Origin of the sequence: Pseudomonas sp. UBA2684 (genome assembly GCA_002354655.1) — a bacterium.
Classification (GTDB): Bacteria; Pseudomonadota; Gammaproteobacteria; order Pseudomonadales; family Pseudomonadaceae; genus Aquipseudomonas.
Genome location: DELY01000026.1, coordinates 49,917 through 64,157, shown reverse-complemented (window position 1 = coordinate 64,157; position 14,241 = coordinate 49,917). Strand labels below are relative to the sequence as shown.

The following is a 14,241-nucleotide window of genomic DNA, read 5'->3' as shown; positions in this document are numbered from 1 at the left end:
GAATGGCGTGGAATCCGCAGCCAACGTCTACATCACCGAAGTCAGCCAGCTAAACACCTCGGAAGCGCGTGGCGAAGAGCTGCTCGAACAGGTCGAAGAAATCGTCGCAATCAGTGGCAAGCCCAAGGTCAACCTGATCGGACACAGCCACGGCGGTCCGACGATCCGCTATGTGGCGGCCGTCAGCCCCAACCTGATCGCCTCGGCAACCAGCGTCGGCGCACCGCACAAAGGCTCGGCCACCGCCGACTTCATCCGCAATGTACCGCCCGGCTCGGCTGGTGAAGTACTGCTCGCCGGGATCGTCAACGGCCTGGGCACATTGATCAATTTCCTCTCCGGCAGCTCCAGTACCAGCCCGCAAAATGCCCTCGGCGCTCTGGAGTCGCTGAACAGCCAAGGCGCGGCGGTGTTCAACGCCAAATACCCGCAAGGCCTGCCGACCACCGCATGTGGCGAAGGCGCCTACAGCGTCGGCGGCGTGCGCTATTACTCCTGGAGCGGCACCAGCCCGGTGACCAATATCCTCGACCCCAGCGACCTGCTGCTCGGGGCCAGTGCACTGACCTTCAACGGTGAAGCCAACGACGGCCTGGTCGGCCGCTGCAGCTCGCACCTGGGCAAGGTGATCCGCGACAACTACCGGATGAATCACCTCGACGAGGTCAACCAGACCCTCGGCCTGACCAGCCTGTTCGAGACAGACCCGGTAACGGTCTATCGCCAGCATGCCAATCGCCTGAAAAACGACGGTCTGTAACGCACGGCACAGGGGTCCTTGCGGGCCCCTGCTCTGCCAACCTCACACCGTCAGCGTCGCCGATAAAGAGTGCCTGTGAAAAAACTCCTGTTGTTATCGCCCCTAGTCTTCGTTGCCTGCGTCGCCGTGATGCTCTACCTGCAACCGGTGGACATTCCCGCAACGCTGGCATACAAGCCGCCGGCCCCAGCGCCCGCGCCACCTACGTCGCAGCCTGCGCAAGCCGTTGCGGCAGCCGCCAATACCCACCTGCCCAGCCAAGTTAAAGCACTGCCGCCCTCATTCAGCGGCACCCAGATCGATGGGGTGTTTCGCGTCGACGCCGCCGGTGACTTGATCGTCAGCGAGGATATTCGGCGGATTTTCGATTACTTCCTCGCCGCTGCCGGCGAAGAACCGCTGCGCACCAGCGTGGAACGCTTGCAGGCGTATATCGCCAGCCAGTTGCAGGCGCCGGCCCGCGATCAAGCGCAGGCCTTACTCGACCACTACCTCGACTACAAACGCGAACTGGTGCTGCTGGAGCGCGACCTGCCGCAAATGGCCGACCTGGAGGCCCTGCGCCAGCGCGAGGCGACGGTGCAGGCCTTGCGCGCGAGGATCTTCAGCAACGAGGCGCATCAGGCCTTCTTTGCTCGCGAAGAAGCCTACAACCAGTTCACCCTGCAACGCCTGGCAATTCAGCACGACGCCCGTCTAGACAGCGCCGACAAGGCTGCGGCAGTCGATGCGTTGCGCAACAACTTGCCCGAAGACCTGCAAGACAGCGTGCTGCCGCAGCTGCAAAACGAACTGCGCCAGCAAACGGCTCGCTTACAGGCTAACGGCGGCAGCCCGACGCAAGTCCGTCAGCTGCGCCAGCAACTGGTTGGCGCGGAGGCTACGCAACGCCTGGAGGCCCTTGACCAGCAGCGACATGCCTGGGCGCAACGCCTGAACAGCTACCTCACGGCAAAAGCCGAAATTGATGCCAACCCCGGCCTGAGCGCCAGCGACAAGACCGCGGCCATCGAACAACTGGCCGAGGAACGCTTCGATGAACACGAGCGTCTGCGCCTGGATGCGGCCGAACAACTGGCCTCCGCCCGCAACAACAACAAACCCTGAAACGCAGAAGGCCCGCACAGGGCGGGCCTTCTGTTCAGTCACACCGCTTAGCTGGCGATTTGCTTGTCCAGCGACAGCTTGCCGGCGCCCTCGACCAGCACCGCCAGGCTCATCGCCATCAGCACCAGGGCGAACTCGTAACCGTTGTTGCTCATGAAGAAGCCATGACTCAAATGCACGGTAACGATCGCCACCAGCATGGTCACCGCCAATACCGCTGCAGCCGGGCGCACCAGCAAGCCGATGATCAGCGCCACGCCGCCGAAAAACTCGGCACTGCCGGCCATCAGCGCCATCAGGTAGCCCGGCGCCAGGCCGATGCTTTCCATCCACTGGCCGACGCCAACCAGACCGTGGCCGCCAAACCAGCCGAACAGCTTTTGCGAACCATGCGCGGCAAAGGTCACCCCGGCGATGATGCGCAGAATGGTCAGGCCGTAACCCGCTTGAGTAGCAACTACAGAGTTGATCAGAGTGTTCATGTGCAGCAGTCCTTGTGGGTGTATTGATGTGATGACGCGCAGATTAAATCAATAAACAGATATTAAAAGCCGATAAAACCGCTTATTCATATCACATAAATAGATTACTTCCGTGCATTCAGCGCTGCTTCCTGCGGTTCAAGCAAATAACGCTCGCGGTCATATGCAAGGTAGTACTTATTTACGCTGTTTACATAGCTGACCACGCCCATGCCGACCTGCTCCATGGCGATCCGCTCCACCTGAAAGAACCACTGATTAGGGTTCAGGCCACGGCGCCGGGCTTCGGCACGCATGCTTTGCACACGCTGCGGCCCCATGTTGTAACCCGCCAGCACGAACGCCATGCGCTCGCGCTCATTGAGCTGCGGACTATTGAAATAGGAACGACGAATCTTCGCCAAGTACTTGGCACTGGCTTGCACATTGTTCTCCAGCGCCGCGATATTGCTCACGCCGACACTGCGTGCGGCCGCCGGGGTGACCTGCATCAACCCGGTAGCGCCGCCAGCGCCACGCGCAGCGGGATTCAAGGTGGACTCCTTGAACGCCACGGCCGCCAGGGTCAACCAGTCGAAGTCATGCTGCGCGGCATACCGCTGCAACACCGGACGCACCTTTTCCAGACGCTGGCGCTCGGCCCGCCCGAGCGGGTAATGCACTTTGTACAACCGCCGATAGACGCGCTGGAAGGCCGCATCCTGATCGGACGGGCTGCGGTAGGTCGTGAAGAAACGGTCGATGCTGGCACCCAACATCGGCGTATCGCGGCGCACATACCAGCGCATGTCGCCGTCATCGGCCAACAACAGATGCCGCTCCAGGCGCAGTTTCGGCATGACCTTGACCCACCGCTCGGCAATTGGCTGTTCCACCGCCGTCATGCTGAAAATCCCGGCCTGCACCATCTCCAGCACATCCTCGACCGCCAGACTGGGGTCGACCCATTCGATGACGATCGGCGGTAACTTGCGCAGAATCAATTGCTGATTGACCAGGCGCAACGCTTCGCCGGCCGCGCTGCCCGCCGGCAATGCCAGGCTGCGACCCGCCATCTGCTCCAGATGCTGATAACGCCGGTCACCTTGCCGCGCGACAATGATCAACGGCACATTGCTGCGGATCGCCGCACTGGCACTGAGGTTGCCGGCACCACGCACATTGAGCAGCTCGCCAGGCGCCACCAAATCGCCCTCACCGCGCTGCAGGGCGCCGAGCAACTGGTCTTTGGCTTTAGGGATAATTTTCAACTTGAGGGCACGCCCATCGCGGGCATTGCGGTTGAGGTACTGTTCGAACGCTCGCAGGCGATGGTATTCCACGCCGATGCTCTGACCTTTGACTTCACCCGAGCTGTTGCGGCTCTGGTTGACCAACACGCGCAATTCGCCACTGTTGCGAATGTTTGCCAGATCGCGCGCCAGCGTCGCCTGACCAACTTCCGGCGGCCCAGCCAAACGCGCAGCAGCCGACAACGGCAGCAACAGCAGCAGGCACAGCACAAGCAACGGTCGCGACATCGAAGCTCCAAGGCAGGGTCGGCTCGCCCTGGGCGTAGCTGATCGACTGAGAGTACGGGTGCGCTCGACAAGTTCCCGGAGCACGCGGGGCGCGGAGGTTCGCACAGCCCGCCACAGGAAGCCAGCCTGAGCTCTTATCCAACATCACAAAGATTCTTCAACTACCTGTATTTATTGACTTTATTTAAAACAAAAAAGCTCTGCTATGCTGCCCTGCTTCAGTCAGTAGGTAGCACCATGCAACTCATCGACATCGGCGTCAATCTGACTCACCCAAGCTTCGCCGAACAGCGTGAAGCACTGCTCGCCCGCGCCTTCGCTGCGGGTGTCTGCCAATTGTTGCTGACCGGCACCAGTCAGACGGAAAGCGAACACGCGCTGCAACTGTGCCGGCAACTGGATGAGCATGGCCAACGCCTGTTCAGCACAGCCGGTATCCACCCCCACGATGCCAGCCACTGGAACGCGGACAGCGCCAGCCAACTCAAGGCCTTGCTGGCCGAACCCGAGGTGCGGGCCGTCGGTGAATGCGGCCTCGATTTCAACCGCGACTTTTCGCCCCGCGCCCAGCAGGAGAAAGCCCTCGAGGAGCAGTTGGCCCTGGCGGTCGAGTTACAGATGCCGGTGTTTCTGCATGAGCGCGACGCCGATCAGCGCCTGCTGGAAATTCTGCGAGACTACCGCGATCGCTTGCCGGCTGCGGTGGTGCACTGTTTCACCGGGGAGCAGCGCGCCCTGTTCAACTACCTCGATCTCGACCTGCATATCGGCATCACCGGCTGGATCTGCGACGAGCGTCGCGGCACACACTTGCAGCCATTGGTGCGGGAAATCCCGGCGGGCCGCTTGATGCTGGAAAGCGACTCGCCATTTCTGCTGCCACGCAGCCTGCGTCCCAAACCGAAAAGCGGACGTAACGAGCCGGCGTTCTTGGGCGAGGTGCTGAGGGAAGTCGCCTTGCACCGCGGCGAAAGCCCTGAAAGCCTGGCGGCGCACAGCACCGCTTGCGCACGTGCGTTTTTCAACCTGCCAGAGCTGGCGCTCGCGTGAACAAGAACCTGTGTTTATCGCTATACCGGCCATAGCCAAGGCCAATTCGTCAGGGCGCAGAGGCGAAATTAGACTGCCGGCACTCTAGCGAGGATTGCAGCATGGCCAACCCCCACCCGAACCTTCGTGCCCGGCAGCGGCAACAGTACCGCGCCAACCACACCCACCCGACCAACCTGTTGTTGCACTTGATGGCCGTGCCGTTGTTCATCGTCGCCAGCCTGTTGCTCCTGAGCGGTCTGTGGCAGATGAGTTTTCTGCCGCTGGTGCTGGGCATCATCGGCCTGGTCGCGGCACTTGCCTTGCAAGCCTACGGACACCGGCTGGAGGCGCACGACAAGCGTGAGACCTGGCAGCGTCTGCTGTTGGAGCAGTTCGTGACCTTTCCACGCTTCGTGCTCAGCGGCGCCTGGTGGCGGGCTTGGCGCGAGCGCCACCGGCGCAAATGACCCACTAACTGCGGGTTAACCAAACACCGTCACGGTTTGCCGACTGAGCGCCAGCAACTCGCCGGTGGGCGTCCACAATGCCGCGGCGATATGCCCATAGCCGTCGCGGGCATGTTCGATCTGCGCGCGATAGAGGCACCAGTCGAGGGTACTCAACTCGGCTAGCGGCTGCATAAATTCGATGGTCCAGGTCAACGAACTGCCGGGGGCCGGCGAACGCAAATGCGGCAACACCGCCGGCGGCCAGGCGTCGACCAAGGTCAACAGATGCGCCTCGTTGACCGGCTGCGCCTCACTCTCATCGCGCAAACGCACCCAGCCACCCATCTCCCGCGAGGTGTTATTGGTGAACGGCATACCACCGATGCCCCAGCGCATCGCCAGGTAACGGGTGAATTCCGGGGTGACATTGCGAATATAGGGCAGCTCCTGGCATGCCTCGACCGGCGCGATCTGCGGCGCCGGCTCAGCGGCCACCGTGATCACCGATTCGCGCGCCGCACCGAAACTGCCCTGCACCAAGGTGACGACCTCACCGTTTTGCAGGGCACGGCCCAGCACCTGACTGACCGCCTTGCCTTCACGTAACACTTCAACCTGGAAACTGACCGGCACATCCGGCGCGGCGGGCCCGACAAAGGTGATCGCCAACGAACGTACCGGGCGGCCGGCTGGCACTTGAGCACGCATGGTCTCATAGACCAACGCCGCCATCAGGCCACCAAAACTGGCACGTCCCTGCCCCCACACGGCAGGAATCACCACCGCTTGCGGGTTATTGCGGACAGCCTGGAGCAACTCGGAAAAGCTCATAACCACCTCAAGAAAAAAGTGCGCGAATGATCTTAGGGGATCGACGCGGCATGGCGGTAGCCAACTAAGGTGGCGGTTCGGTCAATTGACCCGCGATAACGGCGATTTAGCCAGGCGACACCGGCGGAAAATCCGCTTGTAGCGTCGACAGTGCCTGATCCGCACGCTGCTCGGCGGCCAACAACGCGCTGCGCCATGCGGCCACGCAGGGCGCGAGATCGCTCTCCAGTTCGGCACGGGCCAACCATTGCAGGTGATCGTGCCAATCGCCGAGCTCCGACTGCGCCGCTTTCAGGTGAGCCTGAGCCGTGGCACAGAGCCCGGACAGCGCCGGGTAGGCCTCGGCACTGTAGCGCACGCGTTTGATCAACAAGCGCAACCGGTGGCGATCATGCGCCGGGTCGATCAAGGCCGCCGCCAAGCGCCGTTGCTGCTTGGCCAGGCGACGCCGGACCTGCTTACGCATACCGCGCAGTTCGCCGTTGGCCTCGCTTTGCCGCCAGAGTTCGGGCCAGGCGTCCAGCTCGACGAAGACAGCCTGCAGCGGTTTGCTGCCCAGCAACAACGCATAGCCCTCGCGCAGACGCATCTGACGCTCGTTCAGGGCACTTGTCATGCCCGTGGCCTGCAGGTGCGCGAGCAGCACTTCAAGGTCACGCAGCGGCCCGCTCAGACGCCCGAGATCGGCCGCGCGCTGCTGCACCGCAGCGCATGCAGCGAGCCCCTGCAACGGTCGTAACAGGCTGCGTAGCTTGCGCAGGGTAATGCGCAGATCATGCAGGGCCTCGCTATCGGTGGCGGCAGTCAAGCGCTCACGACAGCCGTACAGATTGACCTGCAAGCGCAGCACCTGAGCCCGCAGGTCGTCGACAAACCGGGTCATCGAAATACCTCCTGGGTTGCTGACAGAGTAGAGTACCGCGCTGCTCGGTCACGGCAAGTGGCGGTTAGTCGTAACGCCTCGCCGACTCAGGCGCAGCGCGGGTGAAACGCCATGGCAGTGCACGGCGCAAGGCAAGCAGGTGTTGGCGCAACACCGCAGGCGACGCGGCGGCGCCGGCATAACGCTGCGCTTCGAACGCCGCGGCGAAGGTACGGATCGCCAACGCCTGCTCGGGCAAGGCCTGCGCGGCACGCTCGGCATACGCACGCGGCCCCTCGCCAGGCTGAGGGAAAACGGCGTGCCGCGCCAGCAGCTGCTCGAAGCGCCGGAACAAACGCTGCTGCACATCGCGCTCACGCTGCCAGGGCTTGAACAACCACAGCGCCAACATGCCCAGCAACAGAGCGCCGCCGCCCACCAGGCTGATGCCCAGCAGGCGTGCATCGATGCGGCCGAACCAGCGCTGCAACAGCTCAAGCTGCTGGGCGCCCTGATAACCGAGCACCCAGCGCTGCCAGCCGTAGTTGAGATTGTCCCAGCTCATGCGCAGCTGGTTCAGCCAGGCAAACTGGCGGTAGCGCAGCGGCGAGAACGGCGAATCCTCGAGAAAGCTTTGCTCATCGGCCAACGCCTCCTCCAGCCCCAACTCGATCCGCTCGGGCGCAACCTGGAAGGTTGGGTCGACGCTCACCCAGCCCCTACCCGCCTGCCAGTACTCGACCCAGGCATGCGCATCGAACTGACGCACCTGCACGTAGTTGCCCGCCGGGTTGAACTCACCGCCCTGATAACCGGCCACCACTCGCGCGGGAATCCCCGCCGCGCGCAGGACAAAAGTCATGGCACCGGCGTAATGCGCGCAGAAGCCATTGCGCGTCTCGAACAGAAAATCGTCGATGCTGTTCAACCCCAAGCGTGGCGGCCGCAGGGTGTAGCCGAAAGGCTCACGGTTGAAGTGGCTGAGCAATGCCTGCACCAAGGCTTCGTCCTGCGGGTATTGCCGCTTGAGTTCGGCGGCCCAGGCACGGCTACGCGGGTCGCCCTGCGCCGGCAATTGCAGCGCGCGACGCAGCCCCGCCTGGTTGGCAACGGGCTCGCGCACGGCATCCGGCCAGGAGGTCACCTGATACAGCAGCGAACGCTCGACCGGCTGACGCCGTTGCAAGCGAAAGTCGCTCATCTGCTGCGTCTGTTCGAGCGGGGTTTGTGCCACATCCAAACCGAATAACCAGGGCTTTGCGCTGGGTTGCATGACAATGCTGTAGCGCAGTGGCTCGCCACGTTTTTCCCAGGCTGGGGCCACGGGCAACTGGGCGAAACTGGATTGCGACCAGCGCCGACCGTCGAAGCGCTCCAGGGTCAGGGCGCGCCAGTAGAGCTCGCTGCGCGGCGGCATCTCGCCGTCGAAACTGGCGCGAAATGCCAGGGCGCCGGAACGGCTCAGCTCGGCGATATCCGCCGGCGCCATGCTATCGGACAGGCCGGTGACGCCGCGGTCGTTCGGCACCGGCAGCGACCACAGCGGCGCTAACCGTGGGAAGAAAATAAACAGCAGCAGCATCAGCGGCACGGCCTGCACCAACAAGCCGCCGGCCAACCTGGCGGTGGGCCATGGGCGCGTCGCTATTTCACTCTGTTGCAGGCCGATCAAGGCCGCCAGCAGGGCCGTCACCGGCAACAAGCTGAACAGCGCAACGAGAAAGCTGTCATTGAACAAGTAGGCGGTCACCACCGCGAAGAAGCCGAGAAAGATCAGCACCAAGGCATCGCGGCGCGTGTGCATCTCCAGCAGTTTGAGGATGAACGCGGCGATCAGCAGCACCACGCCGGCGTCCAGCCCGACCAGGCTGCCGCGGGAAAAGAACACACCGAGCCCCGCGCCCAGCATCAAGCCCGCTTTGGCCCAGCCCGGCGGGTAGTTCGCGCGCATGCGGTAAATCTGAATGCGCCAAGTTGCGCAGCCCAGCCACAGGCCGATGACCCACAGCGGCAGATGCGCCAGATGCGGGATGATCACCAACGCCTGGGCAACCAATAGCCAGGTCAGGCTGATGCGCGGAATAGCCGCCGCGCGACTCATGCGGGCAGCCCGTGCAACGCCAGCGCCCGCAGGCAGGCTTCGCGGTGCTGGTCGCCGCTGTCGGGCGCCAATACGCCGCCCGGCAGGCTCAAGGCGAACGCCTGCTGGCGCTCGGACAACGCCAGCACCCAATGGCACAGCAGCGATAAACGCGTTTCGGTATCGCCGTGCAACGCGTCGAAGTCCAGGCACAGGTCGCGGCCACTCAGCGCGGCGAAGTCCTTGACCAGCAAGCCCTGCCCCCGCGAATAGGCCTTCCAGTGCAGGCGGCGCTTGGAGTCGCCGGGCTGGTAGCTTCTCAGCCCCTGAAAGTCATCGGCGCCACGCCCATGAGCGCGCGCGCCCTGCTCTTCGGGGTCATCGCTAAGGCCCGCGGACAACGGCAACTCGCCTGCCAGCGGACGCGGATAGACCAGCAACGCCTGATCCAGGTCAACCCAGCTCCACGCCACCAAAATGCCCAGCGGAAACCGACTCTCGACCCGTAAACGCCCGGGTCGCAGCCACCCACGCTGCGCCGCCGGCAGGTTCAACTCGCACAGGCTGACGCCCTGCGCCGGCACGTCACGGGTCTGTAGGCCTGTGGGCGGCCAGCCCAGCGCGACCGCTTGGTGTGCCCGCGCCGTGCTTTCCAGGCACACCTGAAAACACCCTTGCTCACCGACGAATACCGCGCGCGCGCCGCGCGCCTTGAGGACCAAGCCGGCCAGATTGCGGTAGGTGTGCAGGATCGCGACGATGAATACCGAGGCGAGCAGAAAGGTCAGGCCGTAGGCCAAACTGTTCTGGTAGTTGATGGCCGCCAGCAGCATCAGCAGCAACGCTGCGGCAAACGCCAGCCCGACCAGGGTCGGGACGATGAAAATCCGCCGCTGGGTGAGGCGTATGCTGGTCGCCGCAGGAATCCGCCGGGCCAACCAGCGACTCCAACGGAGTTTGAGCAGTGCCCTCAAAGTGCCGGCACCTCGCGCAACAGCCACTGCACCAGAGCGCCACCGCCATGCCCGGTGGGATCGGCGCGTTCACGCAGGCGGTGGCCAACCACCGACGGCAGCACCGCCTGCACATCCTCGGGAATCACATAGTCGCGCCCGGCCAAAAAGGCCCAGGCACGGGCCGCCGCCAACAACGCCAGGCTGGCGCGCGGCGACAGGCCCCAGGCGAACTGCGGCTGCGTGCGGGTAGCCTCGACCAGGCGCAACACGTAATCGATCAGCGCATCGCTGACCCGCACTTTGGGCACCTCGGCCTGAATCAGCGCCAGCTCGGTATGGTCGAGAATCGCCTCCAGGCGGGGCAGCAGCGAACGCCGTGAATCGCCGAGGAGCAAGGCCTTCTCCGCCGCCTTGGCCGGGTAGCCGAGCGACAGGCGCATGAGAAAGCGGTCGAGTTGCGATTCCGGCAGAGCGAAGGTGCCGCCCTGGCTTACCGGGTTCTGCGTGGCGATGACGAAAAACGGCTCGGGCAATGGCCGGGTCGCACCCTCGATGGTCACCTGGCCTTCTTCCATGGCTTCGAGCAGTGCGCTCTGGCTTTTCGGCGTGGCGCGGTTGATCTCATCAGCCAGCACCAGTTCGGCGAAGATCGGCCCCGGATGGAAGACGAACTGCCCGCTGTCCTTGTCGAACACCGACGTGCCGAGGATATCGCCGGGCAATAGGTCGGACGTGAACTGAATCCGCTGGAAACTCAGGCCCAGAACCTTGGCCAGCGCATGACTGAGGGTGGTTTTGCCCATCCCCGGCAGATCTTCGATCAGCAAATGGCCGCGTGCCAGCAGGCAGGTCAGCGCCATACGCACCTGCGGCTCCTTGCCCAACAGCACCTGATTCACCGCGTGCAAGCAGGCATCCAGTTTCGTGCGCATCGTTCGCTCCTTGTGCAAGTGCGTCGATGCTACTGGCCAGCATGAGCGGGGCAAAGCGCCATGTAACCTTTACTCACGAAACTGTGCGCCAACGCGGCTCTTTCAGCAGCGAAAATGCCCTGCCATGCTTTGCAGCTCACGTCCCAACTGCGCCAACTGGATACTCGAACCGGCGGTTTCATCCATGGCCATGGCGGATTGATCGGCGATATCGCGAATCGAGGTGACGCTGCGATTGATCTCCTCGGCCACCGCACTTTGCTGCTCGGCCGCCGCGGCAATTTGTTGATTCATCGCATAGAGCTGCGTCACTGCCGCGGCGATACCGGCCAGGGCGCCTTCGGTCTGGCCGGCATCCTGCACCACATGCTCGACCAGCGCGCCACTCTCGCGCATGTCGCTCACCGAGCGGCGCGCGCCCTCGCGCAGGGTGGCAATCAAGCCCTCGATTTCCGCCGTGGATTGCTGAGTGCGTTTGGCCAGCGCTCGTACTTCGTCGGCCACCACCGCAAAACCGCGGCCTTGCTCGCCGGCGCGGGCCGCCTCGATGGCCGCATTGAGCGCCAGCAGGTTGGTCTGTTCGGCGACGCTCTTGATCACCTCCAGCACCGAGTCGATGCGCTGGGTGTCCTGGCTCAGCCGCTCGATGCTTTGGGTGGTGGTCAGCATCGCCGCCGCCAGCTGCGCGATCCGCTGCTGGGTCTGGCGCACCACTTCGGCGCCACTGCTGACCCGTTGATCCGCATGCTCGGTCGAGGTGGCGGCGGCCTCGGCATTGCGCGCCACCTCATGCACGGTGGCGGTCATCTGGCTCATCGCCGTGGCCACCTGATCGGTTTCGACTTTCTGCCCATTCATGCCCAGGCGCGTCTGTTCGGTGACCGCCGAAAGCGACTGCGCCGAGGCGGAAATTTGCGTCACCCCACCCTGCAAGCGGCCGACCATCTCGCGCAGGTTCTGCGACATGCCTTGCATGGCGCTCAACAGCTGGCCTATTTCATCGTCGCGCTGCACCTCGATGCGCGCGCTGAGGTCGCCTTCGGCGATTTGCCGCGCTTGCAGAATCACCTGCTTGAGCGGTCGTACGATCATCAGGGTGATCGCCAGCGTCGCCAGCAAGCCGATCAGCAGGGCCAACCCCGCGGCAAGCACGATCAACCAACCGCTGGTGTGCAACTGATTCTGCATACCGGCCTTCTGCCGGACATACGCCTGGTCCACCAAGCCGACGATGCGCTCGGCCTGCTGCACCAGGCGCGCGTATTCCTGTTTCTGCTGCTGTAACAGCCCGGTGTATTCCTTCAGGCGTTCGTTGAAGGAGTCGACATTGCCGATCACCTCCACCAACACCGCGGCGTAGCCCGGGTCCGCCATGGCATCGCGCAGCTCGCCGGCGAGCGCCTGGGCATCGGCGGCCTCCTGGATTTCGGTCTGCACGACAGCGGCAGAGCTGCGGCTTTGTTGCAGACGCACACGGGCCTGATCGAGGGCCTGCAATAACAGCTGGTGCACCTGGCTGAGTTGCCCGGCCTGCGCCACCGCCTCGGCGCCGTCGACCCCCTGGCTGCTCTTGAGCAGATCGACACCGTCTTCGGACAAGCCGTCCTTGAGTAGGTCGAGGCTGTTGGAAGCGCTCACCACCAGCCAATGTGCGGCCTCCAGGGACAAGCCCATCGTCTCGGTCAGTTCGACATAACGCACAAAGGTCGCGCGGTAATCGGCGATGGCCAACGCCACCTCATCCAGGGTTTGTCGCTCGCCAGCGGGCAACTCTGCCTGCAACGCCTGGCTGCGTTCGAGAATGGCCTGCGCCTGTTGCTGCAAGCGCTCGGCGGGTTGCTGATCGCCACTCAGGGCAAACTCCTGCTCGCTGCGGCGCATGTGCAGGACCTCGACATTGATTGCGCTCATGCGCTCCAGCAATGCGCCGCGTGTGCCGACATCACGCAGGGCGGAGAAACCGGTGGCCGCGACCACCGCCGTCAACGCCAGGACAACACCAAAACCGCTGGCCAGTTTTTTTGCCGTGCTCAAACTGGCAACGCGCCGCTGCAGAACAGTCCACATATTTCCCCCTAGCCAAGAGGACAGCCAAGTCACCTGGTGGCGCTTGCATCCCGGTTCGGCAACATAGGAGGACTGCTCTGCTGGCGACAAGCCAGCAGGTGGGCGGTTTGGTGCTTTCAGCTAAGTGGGCGTCGCTTTTGCGGCATCCGCAGCACGAATCGACGGACAACGCCGAGGGTCTGTTGCCATTTCAGCCTGGGCGCTGCATCTCGAAGATGTTGCTTGTGCGGCTGTAGGCCATGCCGCCCAGGCGGCCGAGCACATCGAGCTTGTGCGGGTCGATCCGGCCCTTGTCGTTGAGCACCGCATCGTCGACATGGGCAAGCAATACTTCGGCGAAGATCAAATGGCAGTTCGGCGCCTGCGCTGGATAAGGCTGCACCTGCGCCACGCGGCACTCGAACGCCACCGGTGCGCCGAGCACGCGTGGTGGCTTGACCTTGAGCGAGGGCTGGCTAGGGATGCCGCACTGCTCGAACTCGCTGACACCGTGGGGCAACACCGCGGCGCTGGCATTCATCGCCTCAGCCTGGGCGAACGACACCAATTGAATCACCAGCTCGCCGGTGGCCTGTACGTTGCGCAGGGTGTCCTTGAGGCTGCCGTCGTCACGGCTGCCAACGTTGATCATCAGGGTGGGTGGCTCATCGCTGATCACCTGAAAGAAGCTGAACGGCGCCAGGTTGCTGACACCCTCCAGGGACAGGCTGGAGACCCAGGCAATTGGCCTGGGCGTCACCGTGGACGCCAACCAACGGTAGGCGTCCAGCGGCGTCAGGCTGGTGAAGTCGAGCAGCATCAACGGCCCGCCCGCGATTCGCGGATGTAGAAATGCGCCCGCTCGGACTTGCTGGTGCAGCCTTCATAGGCCTCGAATTGCTGCTGGGTTTTCGCCGCGGTGAGCAGCGACAGCGCCTTCGAGTAACTTACCGTGCCGGCAAAACCCTCGGCTTTGGCGATGTCCAGCTCGCGCCAGGCGGCGTCCAACTGATTGGCGCAGCTGTCGCGATACACGGTTTTACCGGCACAGCCGGTCAGCACCAGGGCCATCATTGGCAGACAGATCCAAGCTTTCATTGCGCATACTCCTTAAAAAGCAGAAACGATCAGATACTCGCGACTTGATATGACGAGCAGAGCGTCAAAAAGTGCCCGCGCCGAGG

Annotated in this window: 14 protein-coding genes and 1 pseudogene; 4 read left to right on the top strand and 11 right to left on the bottom strand. The window is 63.5% G+C overall.

Annotated elements, in window-relative coordinates; genetic code table 11:
* Together B3M58_RS09585 and B3M58_RS09580 are read left to right on the top strand one after the other, a co-directional pair.
* Positions 1-760 (top strand): triacylglycerol lipase (locus B3M58_RS09585; RefSeq protein WP_296218625.1); only part of this gene is annotated, 760 nt, incomplete at its 5' end.
* Between the two features lie 75 nt (positions 761-835).
* Positions 836-1,867: a lipase secretion chaperone gene (locus tag B3M58_RS09580; protein ID WP_296218624.1), complete on the top strand. Its 1,032-nt coding sequence runs from the start codon at positions 836-838 to the stop codon at positions 1,865-1,867.
* 47 nt (positions 1,868-1,914) lie between these two features.
* On the opposite strand, the gene B3M58_RS09575 is transcribed toward B3M58_RS09580, so the two are convergent.
* Positions 1,915-2,349, bottom strand: coding sequence for a DoxX family protein (locus B3M58_RS09575; RefSeq protein ID WP_296218623.1), 435 nt, complete (start codon positions 2,347-2,349; stop codon positions 1,915-1,917).
* A gap of 104 nt (positions 2,350-2,453) precedes the next feature.
* Positions 2,454-3,869 carry a transglycosylase SLT domain-containing protein gene (locus B3M58_RS09570; protein WP_296218622.1) on the bottom strand — a complete coding sequence of 472 codons (1,416 nt, stop codon included), beginning with the start codon at positions 3,867-3,869 and terminating at the stop codon, positions 2,454-2,456.
* 237 nt (positions 3,870-4,106) lie between these two features.
* On the opposite strand from B3M58_RS09570, the gene B3M58_RS09565 reads away from it, so the two are divergent.
* A complete protein-coding gene (locus tag B3M58_RS09565) occupies positions 4,107-4,919 on the top strand; it encodes a TatD family hydrolase (protein ID WP_296218620.1) in 813 nt (270 codons plus the stop codon).
* 101 nt (positions 4,920-5,020) lie between these two features.
* Positions 5,021-5,368, top strand: a complete 348-nt coding sequence (locus tag B3M58_RS09560) for an Mpo1-like protein (protein WP_296218618.1) — start codon at positions 5,021-5,023, stop codon at positions 5,366-5,368.
* A gap of 15 nt (positions 5,369-5,383) precedes the next feature.
* On the opposite strand, the gene B3M58_RS09555 is transcribed toward B3M58_RS09560, so the two are convergent.
* From B3M58_RS09555 to B3M58_RS09520, 9 genes and pseudogenes are all read right to left on the bottom strand, one after another.
* The gene (locus B3M58_RS09555) at positions 5,384-6,181 is read right to left on the bottom strand and encodes an acyl-CoA thioesterase (RefSeq protein WP_296218616.1); all 798 of its coding nucleotides are present in this window, start codon (positions 6,179-6,181) and stop codon (positions 5,384-5,386) included.
* A gap of 106 nt (positions 6,182-6,287) precedes the next feature.
* Positions 6,288-7,064 (bottom strand): CHAD domain-containing protein, encoded by a 777-nt coding sequence (locus B3M58_RS09550; RefSeq protein WP_296218614.1) that lies wholly within the window; start codon positions 7,062-7,064, stop codon positions 6,288-6,290.
* A gap of 64 nt (positions 7,065-7,128) precedes the next feature.
* Positions 7,129-9,144: a transglutaminase TgpA family protein gene (locus tag B3M58_RS09545; RefSeq protein WP_296218612.1), complete on the bottom strand. Its 2,016-nt coding sequence runs from the start codon at positions 9,142-9,144 to the stop codon at positions 7,129-7,131.
* Positions 9,141-10,097 (bottom strand): DUF58 domain-containing protein, encoded by a 957-nt coding sequence (locus B3M58_RS09540; RefSeq protein WP_296218611.1) that lies wholly within the window; start codon positions 10,095-10,097, stop codon positions 9,141-9,143. Before B3M58_RS09540 ends, B3M58_RS09545 begins: the two co-directional genes overlap by 4 nt.
* Positions 10,094-11,011: an AAA family ATPase gene (locus B3M58_RS09535; protein WP_296218609.1), complete on the bottom strand. Its 918-nt coding sequence runs from the start codon at positions 11,009-11,011 to the stop codon at positions 10,094-10,096. The genes B3M58_RS09540 and B3M58_RS09535 overlap by 4 nt, the downstream gene beginning before the upstream one ends.
* Before the next feature lie 102 nt (positions 11,012-11,113).
* Complete coding sequence (locus tag B3M58_RS22570; RefSeq protein WP_414704070.1) at positions 11,114-11,818, bottom strand: methyl-accepting chemotaxis protein; 705 nt, start codon at positions 11,816-11,818, stop codon at positions 11,114-11,116.
* Between the two features lie 150 nt (positions 11,819-11,968).
* Positions 11,969-12,103: pseudogene (locus B3M58_RS22565) on the bottom strand (HAMP domain-containing protein); the annotation flags it as partial.
* A gap of 1,165 nt (positions 12,104-13,268) precedes the next feature.
* On the bottom strand, positions 13,269-13,877 hold the full coding sequence (locus tag B3M58_RS09525) for a flavin reductase family protein (protein ID WP_296218606.1): 609 nt from the start codon (positions 13,875-13,877) through the stop codon (positions 13,269-13,271).
* Positions 13,877-14,155, bottom strand: a complete 279-nt coding sequence (locus tag B3M58_RS09520; protein WP_296218604.1) for a hypothetical protein — start codon at positions 14,153-14,155, stop codon at positions 13,877-13,879. Before B3M58_RS09520 ends, B3M58_RS09525 begins: the two co-directional genes overlap by 1 nt.
* Positions 14,156-14,241: the final 86 nt, after the last annotated feature.